The following is a 26,951-nucleotide window of genomic DNA, read 5'->3' as shown; positions in this document are numbered from 1 at the left end:
CCGCATCCCGCGCGGCCCCTCAATGCCGGGGCGGCGCGGGCGCCGGGCCCAGGGTGGTGGTCCCCGGGGCCGAGCGGTGGCCCAGGCCCGTGCGGTAGGCGTCCATCGCCGCCTCGGTGCGGCCGGTGCGGCGCAGCAGATCGCCCAGCAGGCGGCACAGGTCCGCCAGGTCGCCGCTGGCCCCGCTGCGCTCCAGCAGGCCGAGCGCGGTCACATAGTGCTCCTCGGCCGCCTCCAGGTCGCCGCCCTCCTCGTGGATCAGCCCCAGCAGCCGGTGCGCCCCGCCCGCGTGCACCGCGCCGTGCCGGTCGCCCAGCTCGGGCGCCTGGTCCACCAGGGGCGCGAGCAGCCCGGCCGCCTCGGCGCGCCGCCCCAGCCGGCGCAGCACATCGGCCAGCTCGACCTCCACCTGGCAGGTGAACAGCGCCGCGCGCTTGGCCGCGAGCATGTCCCGGGCGGTGCGCAGCTCCCGCTCGGCCTCGGCCAGCTCCCCGCCCTGCGCGTACACATAGCCGCGCATCCAGTGGCAGTGCGCCAGGTCCGTGCGCAGCCGCAGCTGGCGGTAGACGGCCTGGGCCTTGGCGAGCGAGGCGTCGGCGTCGGCCGTGCGGCCCTCGGCGAGGAAGGTGCGGGCCACCTGCCGGTGCATCCCGGCGACCAGGGCCGGGTCGGAGACCTGCGGGGCGAGCGCCAGCGCCAGCTCGGCGGCGTGCGCGGCGCGGGCCTGGGCGCCCATGTCCAGATACGGGCCGATGACCGCCGAGTAGAGCAGCACCAGCGACTCCGGGTCGCCGAGCCCGCCGGTGGTCAGCTCGTCGATGGCGGACTCCAGCAGATAGCAGGCGTACCGCAGTTCGCCCGCCAGGACGTGGGCGATGGCCCGGCCCCGGACCGCCCGGGCCCGGCGCGGCAGCGGCTCGCCCGCGAGCAGGCGCTCGGACGCCTCGAAGTGCCGTATGGCGTCGGCCAGTTCACCGCCCTCCACGGCGCACTCGCCCAGGCCCTGGAGCGCCTCGGCCCGCTCGTCGGGCAGGTCGTGCAGCTCGGCCTCGGTGAGGAGGCGGCGGTAGTGCACGGCCGCCTCGTCCGCCTCGCCGGTGGCGAGCAGCCGCTGGGCGTCGGTGAGGCCCAGGCGCAGCTCGGTGGCGAGGTGCGCGGGGCGCCCGGTGGTCAGCTCCTCGTAGCTGGTGCCGAGCCGTTCGGCGAGGTGGCGCAGAGCCGCCTCGGACGGTCTGACCTTGCCCGACTCCAGCGTCGACACATAGGCCGGGGTGTAGGCGGGCTCGGCCAGCTGACGCTGGGTCAGACCACGTTCGGTGCGCAGTCGCTGCACCCGGCGGCCGATCACGGAAGGTTCGTCCATCGTGTCTCCCTCGTCCCAGGGCATTGCGCATGCCCCGTGCGCCCCCTAACTTAAGCGGGCCGATCAATAGATTTACCTGACTGCTTAACTTCCGTTACCGGGGGAGGACTTCATGCGTCCAGCCCTGCGTCCGTCATGGCGCAGAACCATAGCGGCGACCGGCCTCACCGCCGCCGTCGCGGCCACGCTCATATCCGGTCCCGCCCACGCGGCCCCGGCCCCGGACGCCCCGGCGCCCCGGCCGCGCGTCCAGGTCGAGATACCCGGGCCCCAGAGCGGCACCGCCGCGGGCTCCGGCCACACCCTCGTCCCGGCCGCCGGGCGGCCCGGCGCCAAGCCCCCGGCCCGCCTGAGCGGGCGGGCCGCGGCGGCCGACGGCGAGGTGAGCGAGATGGTCGACAACGGCCCGGTCGCCGACCGCCTCGACGTCGTCATCGTCGGCGACGGCTACACCGCCGACCAGCTCGCGCAGTTCCACGCGGACGCCAAGGAGAAGTGGGGCGAGGTGACCGGCGTCGAGCCGTACACCACGTACCAGAACCTCTTCAACGTCTGGACCGTGGACGCCGTTTCGGCCCAGTCCGGCGTCTCGGGCGACCCCGCCAAGGGCGACGTCAAGAACACCGCGCTCGGCTCCTACTTCTGGTGCGACGACATCGAGCGGCTGCTCTGCGTCGACCAGGACAAGGTCGACGCGTACGTGGCGAAGGCCCCGCAGGCCGACCTGGTGATCGTGCTCGCCAACAGCGCCAAGTACGGCGGCGCCGGATACAACGAGCGCAGCCAGAAGCTCGGTTACGAGGGCATCTCCACCGCCTCGGCGGGCAACGCCAAGTCCGGCCAGGTCGCCATCCACGAGACCGGCCACTCCCTGGGCAAGCTCGCCGACGAGTACTTCTACCCGGGCACGCCCGGCTACGAGCACTACGAGGGCCCCGAGGCCACCGAGTCCAACATCTCGGTGCTGAGCGCCGCGCAGATGGCCGCGCAGCGCACCAAGTGGTACCGCTGGCTGGGGGAGACCTCCCCCGACGGCGGCACCGTCGGCGCCTACGAGGGCGGCGGCTACTACGTCACCGGCCTCAACCGCCCGACCGACAACTCGATCATGCGCGTCCTCGGCAAGCCCTTCAGCCTGCCCGGCCGCGAGGCCATGATCGCCGGGTTCTACCGGCACGCCTCCATCGCCACCGCCGCCGTGCCCACCGCCCGCACCCTGGGCAAGCACGACCGGGCGCGGGTCACCGTGCCCCGGTTCACCGGCGCCGGGGCCCAGCAGCCGCGCGTCCGCTGGTTCCTGGACGGCCGGGAGCTCAAGCGGTTCGAGGGGCGGACCTGGGTCGGGGTCGCGCAGGCGGTGATCTCCCCGTGGGACCACAGGGCGCACCGGCTGTCGGTCACGGTCGACGACCCGACCCCGGCGGTGCGGGATCCGCAGATCAGGGCCACCCTGAGCGACACCGTGAACTGGACGGTCCGCGCCTGACGCGGAGTTGTGGACAGAAAGCGCTTTCTCAAAGGTGTGCCCGGGGCATTGAACCCCCCGGGCGCGCCGTGCTACACCAGCGGGCAGCGGTTCCCCTCCACCCTCCGGGAGTCATCCGTGTCCGAGCTGCCCGCCCCGCCGCCGTGGTCCCGCCGCACCTTCCTCGTGACCACGGGGGCAAGCGCTCTCACCCTCGCCCTGGCCCTGGGCGGCACGGCGTCGGCCGGGGACGACGAGTACGCGGTCCTGCGCGACCGCTGGCGCGAGCTGACGCTGGGCGCCGGATTCGACCCGGCCGCCGAGCCGTACGCCTCCCGCCTCCGGGAGACCGGTGACCTCGCGCGCGCCTTCCGGGCGTCCATGGCCCCCGCCGCCGGATCGCTCTGGCCGGACAGCCCGTTCGACCCCCCGGCCGGCATCACCCAGAGCTACTCCCGGCTGTGGACCATGACCCAGGCCCTGCTCCAGCCCGGCACCGGCCTGACCGGCGACCCCGGCCTCTCCGCCGACGTCGTCAGAGGTCTGGACCACCTCTCGGCCACGGTCTACAACCCCGCCACCACCCGCTACGGCAACTGGTGGGAGTGGCAGATCGGCAGCCCCCGGCTCCTGATGGACCTCGTCAACGCGCTCCACGACCAGCTCGGCGAGGACCGGGTCCAGGCGGCCTGCGCGGCCGTCGACCACTTCGTCCCCGACTCCGCCCTCACCGTCTACGCGGGCACCTCCACCGGCGCCAACCGCGTCGACCTGTGCCGCTCGGTCGCCGTGCGCGGAGCCGTCGGCCGCGCCCCCGCCAAGCTCGCGCTCGCCCGCGACGCCCTCTCCCCGGTCTTCCCGTACGTCACCGCCGGGGACGGCCTCTACGCCGACGGATCGTTCGTGCAGCACACCTCCGTCGCCTACTCCGGTACGTACGGACAGGTCCTGCTCGACGGGCTCGGGCGGCTGTTCACGCTGCTCGCCGGGACCAGCTGGGCCGTCACCGACCCGGGCCGGCAGACCGTCCTCGACAGCGTGGAGCGCGCCTACGCGCCGCTCATCCACAACGGGCTGGTCATGGACAGCGTCAACGGGCGCGCCACAAGCCGGGGTTACCTGCTCGCCGACGACCAGCACGTGATGCGCAGCGACCACTTCCACGGCGAGGGGCTCATCGCCGCGATCGCGGTCCTCGCGGGCGGGGCGCCCGAGGCCGAGCGGACCCGCTGGCAGGCGATGATCAAGGGCTGGCTGGAGCGCGACCCCAGCCATCCGCTGCTCTCCGCCCCGCAGTTCGGGGTCGCCGACCTGGCCCGGCTGCGGGCGGTCGCCGACGCGCCGGTGGCGCCCGCGCCCGAGCCGGTGGGGCACACGCTCTTCGCCGCCATGGACCGGGCCGTCCACCGCCGCCCCGGCTGGACCGCCAACATCGCCATGGCCTCGGAGCGGATCTCGTACTACGAGTGCGGCAACGGCGAGAACCCGCGCGGCTGGCACACCGGCGCCGGAATGCTGTACTGGTGGGCCGGGCCGGGCCACAACGACCAGTACACCGACTGGTTCTGGCCGACCGTGGACCCCTACCGGCTGCCCGGCACGACCGTCTCCACCAAGCGCCTCGCCGACCGCGCGGGCGGCGAGTGGGGCGCGGCCCGGCCGGCCGTGAGCTGGGTGGGCGGGGTGCACGACGGCGAGTTCGCGGCCGTGGGCCAGGACATCCGGGGCCTCGGCTCGACCCTGCGGGCCCGCAAGTCCTGGTTCTGCACGGCCGGGACGGTCATCTGCCTGGGGGCCGGGATCACCGCCACCGACGGCGTCCCCGTCGAGACGGTCGTCGACAACCGCAACCTGGGCGCGGCCACCACCGACGCCTTCACCCTCGACGCCCGCCCCCGGCCGCGCTGGGCGCACCTGGCCGGGCACGGCGGCTGGGTCTTCCCCGGCGGCGCCACCGGTCTGCGCACCGTGCGCGAGGCCAGGACCGGGGCGTGGAGCGACATCAACACCACCAGCTCCACCGAGCGCCGCACCCGCGCCTACCGCACGCTCTGGCTGGACCACGGCGTCGACCCGGCCGACGCCTCCTACAGTTACCAGCTGATGCCCGGCGCCCCGGCCGCCACCGTCGCGGCCCGCGCCGCCGACGCCGGCTGGCTGTCGGTCCTCGCCAACACCAGTGCGCGCCAGGCCGTCGAGGTGCCCTCGCTGGGCCTGCTGTGCGCCAACTTCTGGCAGGCCGGCACGGCGGGTCCGCTGACGGTCTCGGCGCCGGGGGCCGTCCTCGTACGGAGCGACGGGCCGCGCGCCACGCTGCGGATCAGCGAGCCGCCGCGCACCGGACGGCCCTTCGAGGTCCTCTGGCGGCGGCCGGTGCGCCGGGTGGTCAGCGCCGATCCCTCGGTGGAGGTGCTCGCCACGGGCGCCGCCCTGCGGCTGCGGATCACGCCCGGCACGGCGTGCGCCAGCCACCGGTGTGACGTGGCTCTCATCTGACCCGGTTGTTGGATCTCCACAAAGCCGGACCGGTGTGAGCTGGCACTTCGGCTGCATCGCGGGCACGTTCTGTTCAGGGCTACCAGGAAAAAGGTCCGGAGACTGTACGGAGTCGACGGCGGGAAATTCTTGGTCGGCTTCGTAGGGTCGATGCATGACCGTTGTGGACGTAACCCCGGGTGAGCCGAGTGACGCGCGTGGCCGCGTGGCCGAGCTGCTGGCCCTGCGCGAGCAGGCCCGGCGCGGGCCCAGCGAGCGCGCGACCGAGGCGCAGCACGCCAAGGGCAAGCTGACCGCGCGCGAGCGGATCGAGCTGCTCCTCGACCCGGGCTCGTTCAAGGAGGTCGAGCAGTTGCGCAGGCACCGGGCGACCGGTTTCGGCCTGGAGGCGAAGAAGCCGTACACGGACGGTGTGATCACCGGCTGGGGCACGGTCGAGGGCCGTACGGTCTTCGTGTACGCGCACGACTTCCGGATCTTCGGCGGCGCGCTGGGCGAGGCCCACGCCACGAAGATCCACAAGATCATGGACATGGCCATCGCGGCCGGTGCCCCGCTGGTGTCGCTGAACGACGGCGCGGGTGCCCGTATCCAGGAGGGCGTCAGCGCGCTCGCGGGGTACGGCGGCATCTTCCAGCGCAACACCAGGGCGTCGGGTGTCATCCCGCAGATCTCGGTGATGCTCGGCCCGTGCGCCGGTGGCGCGGCGTACTCGCCGGCGCTGACCGACTTCGTCTTCATGGTCCGCGAGACCTCGCAGATGTTCATCACCGGCCCGGACGTGGTCCGTGCGGTGACCGGCGAGGAGATCACGCAGAACGGGCTGGGCGGCGCCGATGTGCACGCCGAGACCTCGGGCGTGGCCCACTTCGCGTACGACGACGAGGAGACCTGCCTCGCCGAGGTCCGCTACCTGCTGTCGATGCTCCCGTCCAACAACCGGGAGAACCCGCCCTCGCACCCCAGCGAGGACCCGGCCGACCGGCGCGGGGACGTCCTGCTGGACCTGGTGCCCGCCGACGGCAACCGGCCGTACGACATGCACAAGGTCATCGAGGAGCTCGTCGACGACGGCGACTACCTGGAGGTCCACGAGCGCTGGGCGCGCAACATCATCTGCGCGCTGGCCCGGCTCGACGGCCAGGTCGTCGGCATCGTGGCCAACCAGCCGCAGACGCTCGCGGGCGTCCTGGACATCGAGGCGTCGGAAAAGGCTGCCCGATTCGTCCAGATGTGCGATGCTTTTAACATCCCGATCGTCACCCTTCTGGACGTACCCGGCTTCCTCCCCGGCGTCGACCAGGAGCACGGTGGGATCATCCGGCACGGTGCCAAGCTGCTGTACGCGTACTGCAACGCCACCGTGCCCCGGATCTCGCTGATCCTGCGCAAGGCGTACGGCGGGGCCTACATCGTCATGGACTCCCAGTCCATCGGTGCCGACCTCACCTATGCCTGGCCGACCAACGAGATCGCGGTGATGGGCGCCGAAGGCGCCGCCAACGTCATCTTCCGCAAGCAGATCGCGGAGGCCGAGGACCCCGAGGCGATGCGCGTGCGCATGGTCAAGGAGTACAAGGCCGAGCTGATGCACCCGTACTACGCGGCCGAGCGCGGCCTGGTCGACGACGTCATCGACCCCGCCGAGACCCGCGAGGTGCTGATCGCCTCCCTCGCGATGCTGCGCACCAAGCACGCCGACCTGCCGTCGCGCAAGCACGGCAACCCGCCTCAGTAACGAGGAGCCCGAGTGAACACCCCGACTTCTTCCCCCTCCGTCCTGCGCGTCGAGAAGGGCGAGGCGGCGCCGGAGGAGCTGGCGGCCATCACGGCCGTCCTGCTCGCCCGTGCCGCCGCCCAGTCCGCCCCCGCCCCCTCCCGGGGCCGCGACACGGCCGGCTGGCGCCGTCTGGAGCGCACGCCCGGCTTCCGCGCCCCGCACTCCTGGCAGGGCTAGTCGGTACGACCTGTGCGACGGCCCCGGCCGCTCCTCGTGGAGCGGCCGGGGCCGTCGTCGTTGTGAGCGAACACTTCCAGCCAGAAGGGCCCCGCCACTCCCGTGAGTGGCGGGGCCCTTCGCGTCGCAGCGTCGTACGGCTACCGCAGCCGTGCCATCAGCGCGTGCTCGACCAGCGTGATCAGCGCGCTCTTCGCGTCCGCGCGGTGGCGGGCGTCGGTGGTGATGATCGGGGTGTCCGGGCCGATCTGCAGGGCCTCGCGGACCTCGTCCGGGGTGTACGGCTGGTGGCCGTCGAAGCCGTTCAGGGCGATCACGAACGGCAGGCCGCTGTTCTCGAAGTAGTCCACGGCCGGGAAGCAGTCCGCCAGGCGGCGGGTGTCCACCAGGACGACCGCGCCGATGGCGCCGCGGACCAGGTCGTCCCACATGAACCAGAACCGGTCCTGGCCGGGCGTGCCGAACAGGTAGAGGATCAGGTCCTGGTCGAGCGTGATGCGGCCGAAGTCCATCGCGACCGTGGTGGTCGTCTTGTCGCCCGTGTGCGTGAGGTCGTCGATGCCCGCGGACGCGGACGTCATCACGGCCTCGGTACGCAGGGGGTTGATCTCCGAGACCGCGCCGACGAACGTGGTCTTGCCCACGCCGAAGCCGCCCGCCACCACGATCTTCGCGGAAGTGGTGGAGCGGGCAGCACCGCCGCTAGAGCTTGCGAAGTCCACTGAGCACCCTTTCGAGCAGTGTCACATCTGGCTGACCGCCGGCGGACTCGTCGCCGCCGGGCTGATGGATGGCGACGAGTCCGGCCTCGGCCAGGTCGGCGACGAGGATCCGGGCAACGCCGAGGGGGATGGAAAGCAGTGCCGAGATCTCGGCGACCGACTTGATCTCACGGCACAGCTGGCAGATCCGCTGGTGCTCGGGCAACTGCCCCTGCAGCCGGGCGGGTTCCGCCGTGGTGTGCACCAGCGCCTCGATGGCGAGCTGGTAGCGCGGCCGGGTCCGGCCGCCGGTCATGGCGTACGGACGCACCAGCGGGTTGTGCGTGCTGCCCGCCGGAGCGGGCTGGGGGACCTGCCGCGGCTGCACCGGCTCGATGCGGGGCTGCGGCGGCTGGTCGTAGGGGCCCGGCTGGCGGTGGGGCTGCTGATAGGGGTGCTGCCCCTGGCCCTGACCGTGTCTGCTGGGCGCGGAGGGGAAGTTGAACCGGTTCTGCCCGTGCTCACCCGGAGACTGCTGTCCACCGCTGTATGGGTGTCCGCCTTGGGGTGTTGTCACGTTTCCTCCTCCGAGTGCCGGTCGCCCGTTCCATTGGGACCGCGCCACCGCACCTTATGGCGCGGTGGCGAGAAACGCACTGCCTGTCTATGGGTTGAGAACCGGAAGTTCACAACTAATTGAGCAGACTGCCCTGGAGTTCCGCACGCAGATCGGGCGTAAGCACCGTGCCCGCGCGGTCCACGAGGAGAGCCATCTCATACCCGACCAGACCGATGTCGGCCTCGGGGTGGGCGAGTACGGCCAAGGAGGAACCGTCCGAGATGGACATGATGAAGAGGAAGCCGCGCTCCATCTCCACCACCGTCTGGTTGACGGCGCCGCCCTCGAAGATCCGGGAGGCCCCCGCGGTGAGGGAGGTCAGACCGGAGGCGACCGCCGCCAGCTGATCCGCCCGGTCCCGGGGGAAGCCTTCGGACATCGCCAGCAGGAGTCCGTCGGCGGAGACCACCACCGTGTGGGACACCCCGGGGGTGTTGTCCACGAAGTTGGTGATCAACCAGTTCAGATTCTGCGCCGCCTGGCTCATCGGGCTCACACTAACGCTCCTGGTGGTAGGTGTTACTGGTGTCCGACCCCGCGCTGCGGCCCTGCTGGACGCCGCGCCGCAGGTTGCTCAACCTGCCGCGGACGTCCTCCGGAGCGCGGGAGACCTGTGGGCCGCCCTGCGGGGTCTGCTCGGCCGCGCCCTCGACCAGGTTGGCCTTGGGCACCCGCCGGGGGAGACCGGAGGGAGTGACCCCGCCGGCCTTCGGCTCACGCAGCTTCTCCGCCCGCGTCCAGCGCTCGTCGTTGGTCGAGCGCCAGTCGCCGGCCGGCTCGTCGGAGCCGGTCGCGGTGCCGTTGACGGTCCCGTTCGCGGTGCCGTTCACGGCCGCGGTGCCGGTGCCGTCGGTGCCGTCGGCTCCGTTGACGGGCTGCCGCCGCTGCTCGGACCGCTGCGGCTCGGACTCCCGCTGCGGCTCCTGGGCGGCGGGCTGCTGCCAGTTCTGCTGACCGCTGCCGCGGCGGGGCAGACCGGCGCCGGTCAGCTCGTGGGCGGTGCCCGGGTGGGGGCCCGGACGGTCGAAGCCTACGCGCTCACGACCTTCCACGGGAACGTCCGGAGCGGATTGGGCATCCCGTGCCGCCGGCTGCTGCTCCGGCGCGTAAGGGGCCTGGTACGAGGCGGTGTTGCCGGGCCAGTCGCCCTGCTGGGCGGGGTCGCCGTAGCCGCCGTCGTACGCCGGTCCGCCGGCCGCGGGCGCCTGGTAGGCGGTCTCCGCGTACGGCTGGTCCGGGTAGCCGTTCTGCTGCCCGAAGGCGTCCTGCTGCCCGTACGCGCCGGGGTACTCCTGCGCGTACGGCTGCCCGCCCTCGAAACCGTTCTCGTACGCGGGCTGCTGGGCGCCGTACGGCTCCTCGTAGCCGCCCTCGTAGGACTGCTGGGCGGGGTAGTCCTCGTCGTAGGCCGGGCCCTGCTGCACGCCGTCGACCTCGTCGCGGTACAGCGGACGCTCGTGCGCCTGGGCCTCCAGGGCCGCGCGGCGGCCCTCGCGCTTGAGCGAGCGGTTGACCGGGTCGAGCTGGAGGGACTCCTCGCCCTCCGCGCCCCGCTCCTCGTAACGGGAGTCGTCGAAGCCGAGCTCGGCGGCGGTGCGCAGGGCCGGGGCCGGGGCCTCGAAGTTCTGCTGCTCCGGGATGATCTGCGAGACCGTGAAGTCGTCGCCCGGCGCCGGCTGGCCGCCGCCGCCGTGGGTGATCGCGTCCGGCAGCATGACCAGCGAGGTGGTGCCCGCCTGCTCGCCGGAGGGGCGCAGCTGGACCCGGATGCCGTGGCGGTCGGAGAGCCGGCCGACCACGAACAGGCCCATGCGCTGGGAGACGGCCGCGTCCACGGTCGGCGGGTTGGCCAGCTTGTGGTTGATGTCCGCGAAGTCCTCGGCGGTGAGGCCGATGCCCTTGTCGTGGATCTCGATCATGACGCGGCCGTCGGGCAGCCGGGTCGCGGTGACGCGGACCTTGGTCTGCGGGGAGGAGAACGAGGTGGCGTTCTCCAGGAGCTCGGCGAGCAGGTGCACGAGGTCGGTCACGGCCTGGCCGTGGATCTCGCTCTCCGGCACGCCGGTCAGCTCGATGCGCTCGTACGACTCCACCTCGGAGGAGGCGGCGCGCAGCACGTCGACCAGCGGGACCGGCTGGTTCCAGCGGCGGCCCGGCTCCTCGCCCGCGAGGACCAGGAGGTTCTCGCCGTTGCGGCGCATGCGGGTGGCCAGGTGGTCCAGCCGGAACAGGCTCTCCAACTGGTCGGGGTCGGCCTCGTTGTTCTCCAGGTCGGTGATGAGGGTCAGCTGGCCCTCGATCAGGGACTGGTTGCGGCGCGAGAGGTTGGTGAAGATCGCGTTGACGTTGCCCCGCAGCAGCGCCTGCTCGGCGGCGAGCCGGACGGCCTCGCGGTGGACCTGGTCGAAGGCGCGGGCGACCTCGCCGATCTCGTCCTTGGAGGTGATCGGGATCGGCTCGACCCGGGTGTCGACCCGGCCGGGCTCGGTGCGCGAGAGCTGGTCGACGAGCATCGGCAGCCGCGTCTCGGCCACTTCGAAGGCGGCGGTGCGCAGCCGGCGCATCGAGCGGCTCATCTGGCGGGCCACCATGCCGGCCAGGACGAACGCGGCGAGCAGCGAGACCACGACGATCGCGCCGTTGAGGTACGCGGAGGTCTTGGCGTCGTCGGCGATCTGGCCGGCCTCGGTCACGGCCCGGTTGACCAGGTCGTCCTCGACCTCGGTGTAGCCGTCGAACTTGGCGGTGGAGGCCGCCATCCAGGTCTGCGGCGTGATGCCCATGGCCTTGAGCTGCTTGGCGGAGTGGCCCTCGCCGATGGCGGCGGCCATGCCGTTGAAGACCGAGCCGTCGCGGGCCGGGGCGGCGCCGATGCGCGGGCCGTCCTCGGCGGGCTGCAGGGCGCCCGGGGCGTCCTTGGCGGCCTGCGCGGCCTTGGACTCCAGCACCTTCTTCAGATGCGCGCTGTCGGCGTCCGTACCACCGGCGTCGAACTCGCCGAGGGCGATGAACTCCAGGTAGTTGTACGAGTTGAACGCCTTGACCTGCATGTTGAAGGTCTTGGTGTCCTCGCTGGGCCGGATCAAGAGGTGTAGACCAATGGAACGCTGCAGCGACTCGGCGGCCTTGGCGAGGTCGACCGCGTAGACCATGCGGCCGTAGCTGGTGATGTTGCCGGTGCCCAGACCGAGCTCGTTGGAGAACGTGCTCAGGTAGTGCGGGATCGCCGTGTAGCCCTCTTCGGTGAGGACCGGGTTCTTGGCCTCGACGCCCTTGGTGTACGCGGTCTTGCGCAGGTCGTCGAGGCTCTTCTCCACCTCGCGGACCTTGGCCAGGCGGCGCTGGAGGCTGGGCTTGTCCGGCATGCCCTTGACCTCGGCGTCGAACTTGGCGCGCGCCGCGTCCGAGACCTCGTACGCCTTGGTGACGGTCTTGCTGTCCCGGTTGTTCGTCAGCAGGTCCTGCGCGGTCTGGTCGCGCTCGTTGAGCAGCGCCTGGCCGTACTCCGAGGCGGCGCGCACGATCTGCGCCGTCTTCTCGGCGTCGCGGGCGTCGCGCCAGGTGGCTATGGACCCCTTGACCTCGAAGCCGCCCATGACCAGGCCGACGACCGCGGGGATGAGGAGGATCGCGTTCAGACGGGTGGCCACCCGCCAGTTGCGCGGGGAGAACTTGGAGCTGCCGCCCGAGTCGGGGGTCACCTGGGGAGCCGGGGACCGCGGGAGGTCTTCCGGCGTCGCCGCACTGCGCTGCGGCGGGGTGAAGTTGCCCCGCGCCTGCTGCGTCGCGGAGCTCGTCGTGCTTCGCCTCACTCGACCAACAACCTCTCGGCGCGGCACCTCTCGCGGTGTGCCTTTAACGTTCTGAGCCGAACTACTCGGGAGTTCGTCGAATTCCAGCACGCCGGGCGGGTCCGTTCCAAACAGCTGGAATCCGAGGTTCCGAGTGGCCCACGCCTCAGATAAAACGGGCATAAAGAGCGAGCCCCGTCAAAAGACGGGGCCAATGTGAGCGCAGCGGTACCGTGTGAACGCAACGGGTTGCCGTGACGGGGGAATTCTCTGTCGAAACGTTATGAACACAGGGGCGGATCGTGTCAAAGGACACAGTCCGCCCCCGTTCGTCTACGACAACTGCCGTATGCGCCTGCCTACTTGAGTCGTGCCATCAGTGCGTGCTCCACCAGCGTGATCAGGGCGCTCTTGGCGTCCCCGCGGTGGCGGGCGTCGGTGGTGATGATCGGGGTGTCCGGGCCGATCTGCAGCGCCTCCCGGACCTCGTCCGGCGTGTACGGCTGGTGGCCGTCGAAGCCGTTGAGGGCGATGACGAACGGGAGCCCGCTGTTCTCGAAGTAGTCGACCGCCGGGAAGCAGTCGGCCAGCCGGCGGGTGTCCACCAGGACCACGGCGCCGATCGCGCCGCGCACCAGGTCGTCCCACATGAACCAGAACCGGTCCTGGCCCGGCGTACCGAAGAGGTACAGGATCAGGTCCTGGTCCAGGGTGATGCGGCCGAAGTCCATGGCCACCGTGGTGGTGGTCTTGTCCCCGGTGTGGGTGAGGTCGTCGATGCCCGCGGAAGCGGACGTCATCACGGCCTCGGTCCGCAGCGGATTGATCTCCGAGACGGCGCCGACGAACGTGGTCTTGCCCACGCCGAAGCCACCCGCCACCACGATCTTCGCGGAGGTGGTAGACCGTCCCGCTCCGCCGCTAGAGCTTGCGAAGTCCACTGAGCACCCTTTCGAGCAGCGTCACATCCGGCGTGCCGCCGGCCTCTCCATTGCCCGGCTGGTGGATGGCCACCATGCCGGCCTCCGCCAGGTCGGCGACAAGAATCCGCGCCACCCCGAGCGGCATCTGCAGCAGCGCCGAGACCTCCGCCACCGACTTCACCTCGCGGCACAGGTGGCAGATCCGCTGGTGCTCGGGGAGCAGCGTGGCCAGGTGCGCCGGGTCCGCGGTCGTGCTGACCAGCGCCTCGATGGCGAGCTGGTAGCGCGGCCGGGTCCGGCCGCCCGTCATGGCGTACGGGCGGACCAGCGGCTGGTCGCCTTCACTGTCGTAGTGCGCGTCGTGCAGGGCGCCGTACGAATCGTGTGAGGCGGGTGGCGGGGTCATGGATCCTCCGGGCGGGACAGCAGGGACAGCGAGTGTCTTCGAGCCGTCTGACTTGGCCGGTGGGGGGCGGTGTGCGGCCGGACGGTGGGTTCGGACTGGGGGGCGGGGCTCAGTGCAGCAGGCTGCCCTGGAGCTCCGCTCGCAGGTCCGGCGTGAGGACGGAGCCCGCGCGGTCGACCAGCAGGGCCATCTCGTAGCCCACGAGGCCGATGTCGCACTCGGGGTGCGCGAGCACGGCCAGCGAGGAGCCGTCGGAGACGGACATCAGGAAGAGGAAGCCGCGCTCCATCTCCACCACGGTCTGGGCGACGGTGCCGCCCTCGAAGATCCGGGACGCACCCGCGGTCAGCGAGGTGAGACCGGACGCCACGGCCGCGAGCTGGTCGGCCCGGTCCCGCGGAAAACCTTCGGACATGGCAAGCAGCAGGCCGTCGGCGGAGACCACCACCGTGTGGGACACCCCGGGGGTGTTGTCCACGAAGTTGGTGATCAACCAGTTCAGATTCTGCGCCGCCTGGCTCATCTGACTCAACTATCGCTCCTGCTGGTGAGTGGGGTCCATCGAGAAACTGCCGGTCGACGGGCCGTTTCCGGCCTGCCGCCCCTGCTGGATACCCCGGCGGAGATTGGTCAGGCGACCGCGCACGTCGTCGGGCGCGCGCGAGACCTGGGGGCCTGCCTGGTTCTGCTGCTGCTGTGCGGTACCCGCGACCAGGTTGGCGCGCGGGACCCGCTTGGGCAGACCGGACGTGGTGACACCGCCGGCGGCGGGCTTGCGGGCCCGCTCGGCCTGGCGGACGAGCTCGTCGTTGGGCGACGGGCGCCAGTTGCCGCCGCCCGGGCCGCCCGCGTCGCGCGCGGGCAGCGGCTGGCGCCCGTCGGGCTGCTGCCCGGCCGGGGGCTGCGCCGGACGCTGCTGGGGAGCGCTCTGGCCGGGCTGGGCCTGGCCGTTCTGGCCCGGCGCGCCCTGGCCGTCCTGCTGACCGCCCTGGCCGTGGAACCAGTTGGTCTCCAGGGTGTCGTACAGCGGGGTGCGGCCGTCACCGGTGCCCTGCGCGGGCGGCAGCGCCCAGCCGTCTCCGGGGCGCTGCGCGGCGCCCTCCTCGGCGCGCGGCTGCTGCGGCGCCGGGTTCCCGGCGGCCGGACGCGGCGCCTGCTGCCGGGGCTGCTGCGGCGCCTGGTACTGCGGGGGCTGCGGCTGCTGCGGGGCGGGCGGACGCGGGGCGTCGAAGTCGGGCCGGGCGAACTCGGAGGTGGCCGCGGGACCCTGGCGGTCGTCCATCGCCGGACGGGCGTACGAGCCGGTGTCCTGGCCGTTGTACGCGCCGGGGCGCTCGAACTGGCCGGTGGACGACGGGTCCTGGGCGTTGTTCGGCGCACCGAACACGTCCGGGCGCACGAACTGGCCGGTGTTCTGCGGGGACTGCCCGGGGGCGTCCTGGCGGCCGGGCGGCGGCCCGTCGAAGTCCGGGCGGGCGAACTCGGCCGTGGAGCCGGGGCCCTGGCGCTCGTCCAGCTGCGGCCGGGGGTACTGGCCGGTGTGCTGCTCGGCCTCCTCGTGGCCGCGCGGCACGTCCAGCGACGCCTGGTCGTTGCCCCAGCTCGCGTTCTGCGGGCGGGGCTGCTGCCCGATGCCGGGCAGTTCGGCGCGCGGGGCGCCGGGCGGCGGGGTCAGCGGGCGGTCGCCGCGGCGCGGCGCCGGGGGCTGCGGGGCCGGGGCACCGGCGCCGAAGGCACCGCCCTGGCCGAAGCCGCCCTGGTTCTGGCCGCCCTGCGGCGGCTGCTGGCCGCCATTGCGCGGGGGCAGCGCGGCACGCGGACCCGAACCGCCCGCCACCGCTCCGCGCGGGGCGCCCGCGCCGAGCCGGCCGTTGCCGCCGGGGCCGCCGGGGCCGCCGGCCGGGCCGCTGCCCAGCGCACCGGCGAGACCGGCGCGGGCACCGGGGCCCGGGGTGACGCCGGGACGGGGGGCGCCGGGGCCCGAGGGGGCGCCCGACTGGGGGCCGCCGGGCTTGCCCGGGGCCTTCTTGCCGCCCTGGGCGACGTCGACGGGCAGCATGACGAGCGCCGTCGTGCCGCCGGAGTCGGAGGGGCGCAGCTGGATGCGGATGCCGTGTCGCAGGGACAGGCGGCCGACCACGAACAGACCCATGCGGCGCGAGACCGAGACGTCCACGGTGGGCGGCGAGGCGAGCCGCTCGTTGATCGCGGCGAGGTCGTCGGGGGAGAGGCCGATGCCGGTGTCGTGGATCTCGACCAGGACGCGGCCGTCGGGCAGCGCGTGACCGGTGACGCGGACCTTGGTCTGCGGGGAGGAGAACGAGGTGGCGTTCTCCAGGAGCTCGGCGAGCAGGTGCACGAGGTCGTTGACCACGCGGCCGGCGACGTCGGTCGCGGGCACGGCGGCCAGTTCGATGCGCTCGTACTGCTCCACCTCGGAGGCGGCGGCGCGCAGGACGTCGACCAGCGGGACCGGGCGGGTCCAGCGGCGGCCCGGCTCCTCACCGGCGAGGACGAGGAGGTTCTCGCCGTTCCGGCGCATACGGGTCGCGAGGTGGTCGAGCTTGAAGAGCGAGGAGAGCTGGTCCGGGTCGGCCTCGCGGGACTCCAGTTCGGAGATGAGCGAGAGCTGACGCTGGATGAGGCCCTGCGAGCGGCGCGAGAGGTTGGTGAACATCGCGTTGACGTTGCCCCGCAGCAGCGCCTGCTCGGCGGCGAGGCGGACGGCCTCGCGGTGCACGTCGTCGAAGGCCGCGGCCACCTGGCCGATCTCGTCCCGGGAGTGCACGCCGACCGACTCCACGGACGTGTCGACGTCCTGCGGGTCGGACTCGGAGAGCTGCTTGACGAGCTCGGGCAGCCGGTCCTGGGCGACCCGGGTGGCGGTGTCCTGGAGCCGCCGCAGCGAGCGGATCATGGACCGGGCCACGACGAACGCGCCGACCAGCGAGACGCCGAGGACGATGAGGATCAGGGCACCGTTGAGGATCGCCTCGCGCTGCGAGGCGTCGCGCAGCTCGCGGGCCTTCTGCTCCATCTCGCCGAGCAGGGTCTGCTCGATCGTCTTCATCTGGTTGATCTTGTTGGAGTCCTGGTCGTACCAGTCGAGGTACGAGCGCTTGGTCTCCGTGGCGAGGCCGCCCTTGAGGACGCGCTGGGAGTACGCGTTGGCCGCGACGATCTCCGAGTTGCCCTTGTCGAGCGGGGCCATCAGCTCTTCGGGGTTGCCGTGGTTGCTCTCGTACACGATCGAGAACGACGACAGCTCCTGGCGCTCGCCGTCCTGCGCCGACTTGGCGTAGAGGCGGTCGGACTCGTTGAGCTTGCCGCTGGTCTCCTTGGTCGCCGGGAGCGCCGCGGCGATGATCGCGCGCTGGATGGAGGCGTACTCCTTGGCGGAGGAGAACGCGGCCAGCGCACGGGTCCGCTTGATCATCTCCGGGTTGGAGGTGGCCTGCGCCATGTCCTGGGAGAGGCTCAGGAGGCTGCGGATCAGGCGGCTGTAGCCCTCGACGGTCTGGGAGTTCGACACGTCGCCCCGGTAGGCGCTGCGGCGGATGTTGTCGAGGTCCTGGAGCTGGATCGCGATGGCCGTGACGTTGCGGCGGATCGACTCCAGGGCGTCGTCGTTGTCCGGGTTGTCGACGTCCTGGGTGGCCGTCATGAACGACTGCTTGACCCGGTCGGTGGCGGCCTTGGCGGTGGCGACCCGGGCGGTGCCACCGGTCTGGACCGCACCGGCCGACTTGTCGCGCTCCTCCTGGAGCGCGGCGGCCAGCTCGGTGGCCTGCTTGGTCATGTCGGTGAGCAGCTGCATGTGGTCGAGCTGCTTCATGTCGTTCATCGACTGGTTGATGCGCAGCCCGCCGAGGGTGGTCGCGGCGACCACGGGCAGGGTCAGCAGCGCGACCAGTCGGGTGGAGATGCGCCAGTTGCGCAGGGCTATTCGCGACCCGGTGTCCACCGCGGGCTTCGGGGTCGGCGCGGGGGCCGGCTTGTCGCCGCCGGCGTTCTTGGCGCCGCTCTTGCCGCCGGGGTTCTTGCCACCGCCGTTCTTGCCGCCGCGGCCGGCCGGGCCGGTGGCCGCGCCGTCCTCGCCGCCCGGCGCACCGGGCGCCGGGGGGTTCTGGGCGGCCCGGGGGTTCTGGGCGTGCTGGGGCGAGGAACTGACTGATGTGGGGCCAGTCCCGCCGTGCGGCTCCTGCTCCGCCGCAGCGCTGCCATCCCTCTTGAAACGTCCCTGCACTAGCGTCGCAACCTCTGGACCAGGCGTCCCCCCGCGCGAGGCGGATGGGACGGTGTCGGCGTCGTGGGGCAAGTGTGCGCCCCATGTGTTGGTCGTGAGTGACCGGCGCTTGGTTGGTCTCCCCCTCCCCGCCGCCACTCGGCGCTGCGTTGCGCCCCTGCGCGCCGGTCAGTGACCCGCGGCGGTGCGTGGAATTCCAGCACAGTGCCGGATCTCCAACAAGGCCCGCGTACCGGGCTGTGACCTGGATGACACATTGTGATGAAGGGGTAACGAGACGTAGAAAGTGATCACGGATGAATCGGACTTTTCCCTACGAGTCGCTTACGTGGGAGGAGTGCCCCAGTCGCCATGATCAAGAGCGGAATGAAGGGTTCAGTGGTGCAATGTCCGTTTCGGGGGGTGGAGTTGACGAGGCGTAATGCCCGGAATGTGTAGCCGCTCGTGAGCAAACTCACACGATGATCGTCGCCTCTACGGCCCTTTGCCGGGAATTCAAATGTTTAGCCTGGCGCTTTACAGGGATGGCCAATCCGACAACCCGGCGCCACCGCGCCCGCAACCGACAGGGTCCCCAGGGCAGATGAAGACGACGATGATGATCCGCTCCATAGCCAACCCGCGCCGCACCACCCTGGCGCACCTCGCGGACGCCGAGGAGATGCAGACCGAGCTGCTGCCGGAGCACTCCGTCGACCTGCCCACCCAGACGGCCAACCCGCGCCGCACCACCCTCATGGACGCCCCGGTCGCCGCCGCCCGGTAAGGGCGGGGCCGCCGCCCCGCGGCCCGCCGCCGGGCCCGGGCGGCCGTACGGTCCGGCGAGCGCCCGGCACCCGGCCGGGACATAAAACGCAGGTCGCCCCCCTCGCCCGCGTTAGCCTGGAGCGTCAGTCTCCAGCCCGCGACCAAGTGAGGGGCGACAGCATCCCGTGCGCATCGCCAGATTCTCCATCGACGGCAATGTCGCCTTCGGCGCCGTCGAGGACACCCCCGAGGGGCCCGTCCTCGACATCATCAAGGGCATTCCGTACGCCGACTTCGAGCTCTCCGGCACGAAGGTCCCGCTGAGCAAGGTCCGGCTGCTGCCGCCGGTGCTCCCCAACAAGGTCGTGGCCATCGGCCGCAACTACGCGGAGCACGCCAAGGAGCTCGGCAACGAGGTCCCCGAGGTGCCCGTCGCCTTCTTCAAGCCCACCACCTCGGTGATCGGCTCCGGCGACGCGATCGAGTACCCCTCCTTCTCCAACGAGCTGCACCACGAGGCCGAGCTGGCCGTGGTGATCGGCCGGATGTGCCGCGAGGTGCCGCGCGAGCGCGTCAAGGACGTGGTCTTCGGCTACACCTGCGCCAACGACGTCACCGCGCGCGACGCCCAGCAGCGCGAGAAGCAGTGGGCCCGGGCCAAGGGCTTCGACACCTCGTGCCCGCTCGGCCCCTGGGTGGAGACCGACCTCGACCCCGCCGATCTCACGATCCAGGCGACGGTCAACGGCGAACAGCGTCAGCTGGGCCGCACCAGCGACATGATCCGCTCCATCGAGGACCTGGTCGTCCACATCACCGAGGCCATGACGCTGCTCCCCGGCGACGTCATCCTCACCGGCACCCCCGCCGGGGTCGGCCCCCTCAACGTCGGCGACGAGGTCGCCGTCACCATCGAAGGCATCGGCACTCTCACCAACAAGGTGATCAAGCGTGGCTAACGCTCACATCCGCGTCCGTTTCTGTCCCTCCCCGACCGGCAACCCGCATGTCGGCCTGGTCCGCACCGCCCTGTTCAACTGGGCCTTCGCGCGGCACCACCAGGGCACCATGGTCTTCCGCATCGAGGACACCGACGCGGCGCGCGACTCCGAGGAGTCGTACAACCAGCTGCTCGACTCGCTGCGCTGGCTGGGCCTGGACTGGGACGAGGGCCCCGAGGTCGGCGGCCCGCACGCGCCCTACCGCCAGTCCCAGCGGATGGACATCTACCGGGACGTGGCCGAGAAGCTGCTCGCGGGCGGATACGCCTACCACTGCTACTGCACGACCGAGGAGCTCGACGCCCGCCGCGACGCGGCCCGCGCCGCCGGCAAGCCGTCCGGCTACGACGGCCACTGCCGCGAGCTGTCCGCCGAGCGGAAGGCGGCGTACGAGGCGGAGGGCCGCACGGCCATCGTCCGCTTCCGGATGCCCGACGAGCCGATCACCTTCACGGACCTGGTCCGCGGCGAGCTCACCTTCACCCCGGACAACGTGCCGGACTACGGCATCGTCCGCGCCAACGGCGCCCCGCTGTACACGCTGGTCAACCCGGTCGACGACGCCCTGATGGAGATCACCCACGTCCTGCGCGGCGAGGACCTGCTCTCCTCCACCCCCCGCCAGATCGCGCTCTACAAGGCGCTGATCGAGCTGGGCGTGGCCAAGGAGACCCCGGCCTTCGGCCACCTGCCGTACGTGATGGGCGAGGGCAACAAGAAGCTCTCCAAGCGCGACCCCCAGGCGTCCCTCAACATCTACCGGGAGCGCGGCTTCCTCCCCGAGGGCCTGCTGAACTACCTGTCGCTGCTCGGCTGGTCCTTCTCGGCCGACCAGGACGTCTTCTCGATCGCCGAGATGGTCGGGAAGTTCGAGATCTCGGACGTCAACGCCAACCCGGCCCGCTTCGACCTGAAGAAGGCCGAGTCGATCAACGCGGACCACATCCGGATGCTGGACGTGAAGGCGTTCACCGAGGCGTGCGAGCCCTGGCTGACCGCGCCGCACGCCAACTGGGCGCCCGAGGACTTCGACCGCGCCGCCTGGGAGGCCATCGCGCCGCACGCCCAGACCAGGCTGACCGTCCTCTCGGACATCACGGCCAACGTCGACTTCCTCTTCCTGGCGGAGCCGGTCGAGGACGAGGCGTCCTGGACGAAGGCGATGAAGGAGGGCTCCGACGCCCTGCTGCGCACGGCCCGCGAGAAGCTGGAGCCGGCGGACTGGACGTCCCCGGAGTCGCTGAAGGAGGCCGTCCTGGCCGCGGGCGAGGCGCACGGCCTCAAGCTCGGCAAGGCGCAGGCCCCGGTCCGCGTCGCCGTCACCGGCCGCACGGTCGGTCTGCCGCTCTTCGAGTCCCTGGAGATCCTGGGCAAGGAGAAGACGCTGGCGCGCATCGACGCGGCGCTGGCGAAGCTGGCGGGCTAGCGACAGCGACCCGTACGGCCCGAAGGGGCGGTGGCCGGACCGGCCACCGCCCCTTCGGCGTACCGCCGGGTCATGGACGTCCGCCCGGTCCTCCGGGACATCGACACGGTGTCTTTCGGGGGATGACCCCGGAACCCCCGGCCGGGGGGCAGTGCCGGGGTACCGTCGAGACATGGCGACCCGCGCGGTCCTCTGGGACATCGACGACACGATCTTCGACTACTCCTCGGCCGCCCGCGGCGGGATGCGGGCGCATCTGGAGGCCGAGGGGCTGCCCCTGGCGTACGCGTCGATGGAGCGGGCGCTCGGCGCCTGGGACGAGCTCACCGCGTACCACTGGGCCCGGTTCGCCGCGGGGGAGACCGACTGGCCCGGGCAGCGGCGCGACCGGGTGCGGGCCTTCCTGGGCGGCGAGCTCGGCGACGCCGACGCGGAAGCCTGGTTCGAGCGGCACCTGGCGCACTACGAGGCCGCCTGGTCGCTCTTCCCGGACACCGTGCCGGTCCTCGACCTGCTCGCCGACGGCTACCGGCACGCCGTCCTCTCCAACTCCTCCCTCCACCACCAGGAGCGCAAGCTGGAGGTGCTGGGGGTACGGGACCGGTTCGAGGCCGTGGTCTGCGCGGCCGAGCTGGGCGTCTCCAAGCCCGACGCCGGGGCCTTCCACGCCGCCTGCGAGGCGCTGGGGCTGGCTCCGGAGGAGGTCGCGTACGTGGGCGACCAGCCGGACACCGACGCGCGCGGGGCCGGTGAGGCGGGGCTGCTGGGGATCTGGCTGGATCGCCACCGGGTGGGCGGACGGCCCGAACTGATCCGCATCGCGGGCCTGGAGGAGCTGCCCGCCCTGCTGCGCGGCGATACCCGTTTTGGAGCGTCGGACACCTTCGGGTAATGTTCTTCCTGCGCCGAGGGGAGCGGGAAGAAAAGCCCGGAACCGAAAGCGCAAGCCGAGCAAGATCCCCGATGGGGATGGCGCCTTGGTGGCCTATGGTGTAATTGGCAGCACGACTGATTCTGGTTCAGTTAGTCTAGGTTCGAGTCCTGGTAGGCCAGCTCGCAGAGCTTCATCTGCACCGCGGATCCAGATCCGCAAAGCCCCCGTTGTGTAGCGGCCTAGCACGCTGCCCTCTCAAGGCAGTAGCGCCGGTTCGAATCCGGTCGGGGGTACAGATCCTTCCCAGGGAGACAGTCCGGGTCGCACCCGCTGACTCTCATGCAGGATCGCTAGGGCCCCCGTTGTGTAGCGGCCTAGCACGCCGCCCTCTCAAGGCGGTAGCGCCGGTTCGAATCCGGTCGGGGGTACTGGTCTAAACCACCATGGGCTATGGTGTAATTGGCAACACTACGGTTTCTGGTACCGTCATTCTAGGTTCGAGTCCTGGTAGCCCAGCGGATCGCAAGATCGAAAGACTTGCGGTTCACCGATCTCTCGGGATCAACACGCCCCCGTTGTGTAGCGGCCTAGCACGCCGCCCTCTCAAGGCGGTAGCGCCGGTTCGAATCCGGTCGGGGGTACGTGAGGAAGGGCCCGGCACACTGAGTGTGCCGGGCCCTTTCGTGTGTCCGGGGCGATGCGGCCGGGGCGCGGGCCGGGCCGGAGCCCGGTCCCGGCACCGCGCGGCCGTGACGCGCCTCACGGCCGGACGAAGCGCCGCGCCGACTCCTGGGCCTGGGCCAGCCTGCGCAGGCTCAGCAGCACCGGCTCGTACAGCACGGTCAACGCCACGGCCGCCTCGACCTGTTCGGCCGCCGGATAGCCCTCCACCAGATCCAGGTCGGTGACCGCCACCCGGCCCGCCGCCGCCGCGTACGGGGCCAACTCCGCCGGGCCGCACGGGTATCCGAGCCGGGTCAGCGTGCTCACCGCGGCGACGAGGGTGAGGTAGGCGCCGGAGCTGCCCCGCGGGTCCGAGCCGCCGTACTGCCAGCCCAGACCGTCGATCACGGTGTCCACGGCTTCCCGGGCGGCCCGTACGTGCGGGTCCTCCCGATCCGGCTCGGGGGCGTTCGGCAGGGCCTCCACGGCGATGCCCAGCCGGTGGTGGTGGTCCAGGGAGTCCTCGTCCAGGGCCGCGAGCACCTCCTTGGCGGCGGCGACCGGCACCCGGCCCACCTGGATCAGGGCGCGCACCAGCTTGAGGCGCTGGAGGTGGGCGGTGCCGTAGTCGGCCTGGGTCGCGGTGACGCGGTCGCCCGGTGGCAGCAGCCCCTCGCGCAGGTAGTACTTGATCGTCGCCGGGGCGACCCCGCTGCGCTCGCTCAGCTCCGACAGTCTCATCCCTCTTGCGCCTTCCTTTGGAGAGTGCCACTATCCAACCATCGGATAGCGGAACTATCCAATGCAGGGCCCAAGCGATCGTTCGTCACGTCATGGGGGAGTGTCATGAGCGTCAAGCCGGTCGAAGGACGGATGACCGCGGGTGCGGAGGGGGACGTGGTGGTCTTCCTCATCGGGATGCGCATCAACCGGTTCCGCGCGCTGCGCAGTTGGCTGCCGGTGACGTCCGCGATGCCCTCGATGCTCAAGGAGCTCGCCAAGGACCCGGACAGCGGGCTGCTCGGCTTCCAGCCGGTGCTCGCCGGGCCGCGCACGCTGGCGGTGGTGCAGTACTGGGAGTCCAAGGAGAAGCTGCTGGCGTACGCCTCGGCCCCGGACAAGCGGCACCGCCCGGCCTGGGCGGCCTTCAACCGCCGCGCCCGCGGGGCGAAGGGGGCGGTGGGCATCTGGCACGAGACGTACGTGGTCCCGGCGGGTTCGTACGAGTCGGTGTACGTGGGAATGCCGGGGTTCGGGCTGGGCCGGGCGACGGGGGTGGTGCCGGTGGGGCGGCGGGGGGAGAGGGCGGCGGAGAGGCTTGGGGGGTAGGGGGGCTTGTCCGTACCCGGGCTTCGACTGCGGCCCGGGTGGGGGCTGGCCGCGCGGTTCCCCGCGCCCCTTTCGGGCCCGGACTTTGTCTGCGGCCCGGTGGCGGCCGGTCGCGCGGTTCCCCGCGCCCCTTCTGAGCCGGGACTGTGCGTGCGGGGCGGTGGGGGCTGGCCCGTGGGGCCCGCTTTCGCCTGCGGACCGTGCTGGGCCGGTCGCGCAGTTCCCCGCGCCCCTAAAGGCTGGTGGCCGAGCTGAGTCCTCCGACTGCCCGTACCCCCTAGGGGCGCGGGGAACTGCGCGAGCAGCGGGCACGGCCTGCGGACGGCAGCGGGTTGAGGGGCGCGGGGAACTGCGCGAGGAGCGGGCACGGCCTGCGGACGGCAGCGGGTTGAGGGGCGCGGGGAACGGCGCGAGCAAGCCAGCACGGCCCGCGGGCGAGAGACGGCCCTTTGAGGGGCGCGGGGAACGGCGCGAGCAAGCCGCCACGGCCCGCAGGTGAGAAGACGGCCCTTTGAGGGGCGCGGGGAACTGCGCGACCAGCCACCGCCGGCCCGCAGGCGAAGAGCGGGCAAAACGAAGACCCACCGCTGCGGCGTTGAAGCGGTGGGCCGAAGGGGGACGCGGCGGCTAGCCGTTGCGGCGGAGGGCCTCGGAGAGCCGCGCGGCGGCATCGATGACGGCCTGGGCGTGCATCCGCCCGGGATGCCGGGTGAGCCGCTCGATCGGTCCGGAGACCGAGACGGCGGCCACCACCCGGTTGGACGGCCCCCGCACCGGCGCCGACACCGAGGCCACCCCCGGCTCGCGCTCGCCGATCGACTGGGCCCAGCCCCTCCGCCGTACACCCGACAGGGCCGTCGCCGTGAAGCGCGCACCCTGGAGCCCCCGGTGCAGCCGCTCCGGCTCCTCCCACGCCATCAGGATCTGGGCCGAGGAGCCCGCCTTCATCGTCAGGGTGGAGCCGACCGGCACGGTGTCCCGCAGTCCGGACAGCCGCTCGGCCGCCGCCACGCAGATGCGCATGTCGCCCTGGCGGCGGTAGAGCTGCGCGCTCTCGCCCGTCACGTCGCGCAGATGCGTCAGCACCGGCCCGGCGGTGGCCAGCAGGCGGTCCTCGCCGGCCGCGGCGGCGAGCTCCGCGAGCCGGGGGCCGAGGATGAACCTGCCCTGCATGTCCCTCGCCACCATCCGGTGGTGTTCCAGTGCCACGGCGAGACGGTGTGCCGTGGGTCGTGCGAGCCCGGTGGCCGCGACCAACCCCGCGAGGGTGGCCGGACCGGACTCCAGGGCGCTCAAGACGAGAGCCGCCTTGTCGAGAACGCCGACGCCGCTAGAGTTGTCCATGAAACGATACTCGCGTCTCACTCTGTGAAACGCAAGTTCAATTTTCTCCGGAACTTGCGAACCTGTACTGGCGGTCCGCACAACGGCCGCAGCCACCGTCCGGTCCCGGGGGCCCGGGCGAGCACCCGGTCTCTAGTTGGGCCGGCGACGACGCCGGCCGGAGGGAAAGCGATGGGTAGGACACTCGCGGAGAAGGTCTGGGACGACCATGTCGTCAGGCGCGCCGAGGGCGAGCCCGACCTCCTCTTCATCGATCTGCACCTGCTGCACGAGGTGACCAGCCCGCAGGCGTTCGACGGCCTGCGCCAGAACGGCCGCCAGGTGCGGCGCCTCGACCTCACCATCGCCACCGAGGACCACAACACCCCGACCCTCGACATCGACAAGCCGATCGCGGACCCGGTCTCCCGGGCCCAGCTGGAGACGCTGCGCAAGAACTGCGCCGAGTTCGGGGTGCGGCTGCACCCGCTGGGCGACGTCGAGCAGGGCGTCGTCCACGTGGTGGGACCGCAGCTGGGACTGACCCAGCCCGGCACCACCGTGGTCTGCGGCGACTCGCACACCTCCACGCACGGCGCGTTCGGCGCCCTCGCGTTCGGGATCGGCACCTCACAGGTAGAGCATGTGCTCGCCACCCAGACCCTGCCACTGGCGCCGTTCAAGACCATGGCCATCACGGTCGACGGCGAACTGCCCGAGGGCGTCACCGCCAAGGACCTGATCCTGGCCATCATCGCCAGGATCGGCACCGGCGGCGGCCAGGGCTATGTGCTGGAGTACCGGGGCGCGGCCATCGAGAAGCTCTCGATGGAGGCCCGGATGACGATCTGCAACATGTCGATCGAGGCCGGTGCCCGCGCGGGCATGATCGCCCCGGACCGCACCACCTTCGACTACCTGGAAGGCCGGGCGCACGCGCCCGAGGGCGCCGACTGGGACGCGGCGGTGGCCTACTGGGAGACCCTGAAGACGGACGAGGACGCGGTCTTCGACGCCGAGGTGGTCATCGACGCCGCCGAGCTGTCCCCGTTCGTCACCTGGGGCACCAACCCCGGTCAGGGCGCCCCGCTTTCGGCCGCCGTCCCCGACCCGGCTTCGTACGAAGACGCTTCGGAGCGCCTGGCCGCCGAAAAGGCCCTGGAGTACATGGGGTTGACCGCCGGGCAGCCGCTGCGGGACATCGCCGTCGACACCGTCTTCGTAGGTTCCTGCACCAACGGCCGCATCGAGGACCTGCGCGCGGCGGCGGCCGTCCTCGGGGGCCGCAAAGTCGCCGACGGGGTACGGATGCTGGTCGTCCCGGGCTCGGTCCGGGTCGCCCTGCAGGCCGTGGAGGAGGGCCTGGACAAGGTCTTCACCGCCGCCGGCGCCGAATGGCGCCACGCGGGCTGCTCGATGTGCCTGGGCATGAACCCGGACCAGCTGGCCCCGGGCGAGCGCTCCGCCTCCACCTCCAACCGCAACTTCGAGGGCAGGCAGGGCAAGGGCGGCCGGACCCATCTGGTGTCGCCGCAGGTCGCCGCCGCCACGGCGGTTCTCGGCCACCTGGCGTCCCCCGCCGACCTGTCCGACGCCCGTACGCCCGCTGGAGTCTGATCAG

General features: G+C 71.9%; 21 protein-coding genes and 5 tRNA genes. 15 read left to right on the top strand and 11 right to left on the bottom strand.

The features are described from left to right. Positions 1-19: 19 nt before the first annotated feature. The gene (locus AB5J87_RS10325) at positions 20-1,363 is read right to left on the bottom strand and encodes a helix-turn-helix domain-containing protein (protein ID WP_369376072.1); all 1,344 of its coding nucleotides are present in this window, start codon (positions 1,361-1,363) and stop codon (positions 20-22) included. 112 nt (positions 1,364-1,475) lie between these two features. Here AB5J87_RS10325 and AB5J87_RS10320 point away from each other — a divergent pair, with 112 nt between their 5' ends. The 4 genes from AB5J87_RS10320 to AB5J87_RS10305 all read left to right on the top strand — a co-directional run bounded on the left by AB5J87_RS10320 (position 1,476) and on the right by AB5J87_RS10305 (position 7,281). Further along, complete coding sequence (locus AB5J87_RS10320; RefSeq protein WP_369376071.1) at positions 1,476-2,849, top strand: M64 family metallopeptidase; 1,374 nt, start codon at positions 1,476-1,478, stop codon at positions 2,847-2,849. Positions 2,850-3,047: 198 nt separating this feature from the next. Continuing rightward, positions 3,048-5,324: a polysaccharide lyase 8 family protein gene (locus AB5J87_RS10315; protein WP_369383456.1), complete on the top strand. Its 2,277-nt coding sequence runs from the start codon at positions 3,048-3,050 to the stop codon at positions 5,322-5,324. A 154-nt stretch (positions 5,325-5,478) separates the two neighbouring features. Continuing rightward, entirely contained in the window at positions 5,479-7,062 is a 1,584-nt protein-coding gene (locus tag AB5J87_RS10310) for an acyl-CoA carboxylase subunit beta (RefSeq protein WP_369376070.1), read from the top strand. 12 nt (positions 7,063-7,074) lie between these two features. Next, on the top strand, positions 7,075-7,281 hold the full coding sequence (locus AB5J87_RS10305) for an acyl-CoA carboxylase subunit epsilon (RefSeq protein ID WP_067164654.1): 207 nt from the start codon (positions 7,075-7,077) through the stop codon (positions 7,279-7,281). 140 nt (positions 7,282-7,421) lie between these two features. On the opposite strand, the gene AB5J87_RS10300 is transcribed toward AB5J87_RS10305, so the two are convergent. From AB5J87_RS10300 to AB5J87_RS10265, 8 genes are all read right to left on the bottom strand, one after another. Then, positions 7,422-8,003 carry an ATP/GTP-binding protein gene (locus AB5J87_RS10300; protein ID WP_069978110.1) on the bottom strand — a complete coding sequence of 194 codons (582 nt, stop codon included), beginning with the start codon at positions 8,001-8,003 and terminating at the stop codon, positions 7,422-7,424. Further along, positions 7,984-8,559, bottom strand: coding sequence for a DUF742 domain-containing protein (locus AB5J87_RS10295; RefSeq protein WP_369376069.1), 576 nt, complete (start codon positions 8,557-8,559; stop codon positions 7,984-7,986). Before AB5J87_RS10295 ends, AB5J87_RS10300 begins: the two co-directional genes overlap by 20 nt. 115 nt (positions 8,560-8,674) lie before the next feature. After that, the gene (locus tag AB5J87_RS10290; RefSeq protein ID WP_026057603.1) at positions 8,675-9,088 is read right to left on the bottom strand and encodes a roadblock/LC7 domain-containing protein; all 414 of its coding nucleotides are present in this window, start codon (positions 9,086-9,088) and stop codon (positions 8,675-8,677) included. A 10-nt stretch (positions 9,089-9,098) separates the two neighbouring features. Then, a complete protein-coding gene (locus AB5J87_RS10285; RefSeq protein WP_369376068.1) occupies positions 9,099-12,413 on the bottom strand; it encodes a nitrate- and nitrite sensing domain-containing protein in 3,315 nt (1,104 codons plus the stop codon). A gap of 338 nt (positions 12,414-12,751) precedes the next feature. Next, positions 12,752-13,333: an ATP/GTP-binding protein gene (locus AB5J87_RS10280; RefSeq protein ID WP_190091018.1), complete on the bottom strand. Its 582-nt coding sequence runs from the start codon at positions 13,331-13,333 to the stop codon at positions 12,752-12,754. Then, positions 13,314-13,721, bottom strand: a complete 408-nt coding sequence (locus tag AB5J87_RS10275; protein ID WP_067164662.1) for a DUF742 domain-containing protein — start codon at positions 13,719-13,721, stop codon at positions 13,314-13,316. Before AB5J87_RS10275 ends, AB5J87_RS10280 begins: the two co-directional genes overlap by 20 nt. Positions 13,722-13,830: 109 nt before the next feature. Then, positions 13,831-14,244 carry a roadblock/LC7 domain-containing protein gene (locus AB5J87_RS10270; protein ID WP_067164664.1) on the bottom strand — a complete coding sequence of 138 codons (414 nt, stop codon included), beginning with the start codon at positions 14,242-14,244 and terminating at the stop codon, positions 13,831-13,833. 9 nt (positions 14,245-14,253) lie between these two features. After that, positions 14,254-17,967 carry a nitrate- and nitrite sensing domain-containing protein gene (locus AB5J87_RS10265; RefSeq protein WP_369376067.1) on the bottom strand — a complete coding sequence of 1,238 codons (3,714 nt, stop codon included), beginning with the start codon at positions 17,965-17,967 and terminating at the stop codon, positions 14,254-14,256. Positions 17,968-18,550: 583 nt separating this feature from the next. Between AB5J87_RS10265 and AB5J87_RS10260 the strand changes: the two genes are divergently transcribed. The 9 genes from AB5J87_RS10260 to AB5J87_RS10220 all read left to right on the top strand — a co-directional run bounded on the left by AB5J87_RS10260 (position 18,551) and on the right by AB5J87_RS10220 (position 22,656). Next, positions 18,551-18,733 (top strand): hypothetical protein, encoded by a 183-nt coding sequence (locus tag AB5J87_RS10260; RefSeq protein WP_369376066.1) that lies wholly within the window; start codon positions 18,551-18,553, stop codon positions 18,731-18,733. Between the two features lie 166 nt (positions 18,734-18,899). Beyond that, positions 18,900-19,673: a fumarylacetoacetate hydrolase family protein gene (locus tag AB5J87_RS10255; RefSeq protein ID WP_369376065.1), complete on the top strand. Its 774-nt coding sequence runs from the start codon at positions 18,900-18,902 to the stop codon at positions 19,671-19,673. Next, positions 19,666-21,141 carry a glutamate--tRNA ligase gene (gene gltX, locus AB5J87_RS10250; protein ID WP_369376064.1) on the top strand — a complete coding sequence of 492 codons (1,476 nt, stop codon included), beginning with the start codon at positions 19,666-19,668 and terminating at the stop codon, positions 21,139-21,141. The genes AB5J87_RS10255 and gltX overlap by 8 nt, the downstream gene beginning before the upstream one ends. Positions 21,142-21,313: 172 nt before the next feature. Then, positions 21,314-22,033, top strand: a complete 720-nt coding sequence (locus AB5J87_RS10245) for an HAD family hydrolase (RefSeq protein ID WP_369376063.1) — start codon at positions 21,314-21,316, stop codon at positions 22,031-22,033. A gap of 89 nt (positions 22,034-22,122) precedes the next feature. Next, positions 22,123-22,194, top strand: a tRNA-Gln gene (locus AB5J87_RS10240). Between the two features lie 41 nt (positions 22,195-22,235). Continuing rightward, positions 22,236-22,308 (top strand) — tRNA-Glu (locus tag AB5J87_RS10235). Positions 22,309-22,370: 62 nt separating this feature from the next. Then, a tRNA-Glu gene (locus AB5J87_RS10230) sits at positions 22,371-22,443 on the top strand. A gap of 16 nt (positions 22,444-22,459) precedes the next feature. Next, positions 22,460-22,531: transfer RNA gene (locus AB5J87_RS10225), tRNA-Gln, on the top strand. A gap of 52 nt (positions 22,532-22,583) precedes the next feature. Continuing rightward, a tRNA-Glu gene (locus AB5J87_RS10220) sits at positions 22,584-22,656 on the top strand. A 118-nt stretch (positions 22,657-22,774) separates the two neighbouring features. Here AB5J87_RS10220 and AB5J87_RS10215 read toward each other — a convergent pair. Next, positions 22,775-23,419, bottom strand: a complete 645-nt coding sequence (locus tag AB5J87_RS10215) for a MerR family transcriptional regulator (protein ID WP_369376062.1) — start codon at positions 23,417-23,419, stop codon at positions 22,775-22,777. A gap of 105 nt (positions 23,420-23,524) precedes the next feature. On the opposite strand from AB5J87_RS10215, the gene AB5J87_RS10210 reads away from it, so the two are divergent. Next, entirely contained in the window at positions 23,525-24,007 is a 483-nt protein-coding gene (locus tag AB5J87_RS10210; RefSeq protein ID WP_369376061.1) for a DUF4188 domain-containing protein, read from the top strand. A 627-nt stretch (positions 24,008-24,634) separates the two neighbouring features. Here the strand turns inward: AB5J87_RS10210 and ndgR are convergent. After that, positions 24,635-25,351, bottom strand: a complete 717-nt coding sequence (gene ndgR, locus AB5J87_RS10205; protein ID WP_005311436.1) for an IclR family transcriptional regulator NdgR — start codon at positions 25,349-25,351, stop codon at positions 24,635-24,637. A gap of 171 nt (positions 25,352-25,522) precedes the next feature. On the opposite strand from ndgR, the gene leuC reads away from it, so the two are divergent. Next, positions 25,523-26,947, top strand: a complete 1,425-nt coding sequence (leuC, locus tag AB5J87_RS10200) for a 3-isopropylmalate dehydratase large subunit (RefSeq protein ID WP_369376060.1) — start codon at positions 25,523-25,525, stop codon at positions 26,945-26,947. Positions 26,948-26,951: the final 4 nt, after the last annotated feature.

Source organism: Streptomyces sp. cg36 (assembly GCF_041080675.1).
Classification (GTDB): domain Bacteria; phylum Actinomycetota; class Actinomycetes; order Streptomycetales; family Streptomycetaceae; genus Streptomyces.
The sequence above is the reverse complement of the archived record's forward strand: the minus strand, read 5'-3'. Positions and strand labels throughout refer to the sequence as shown.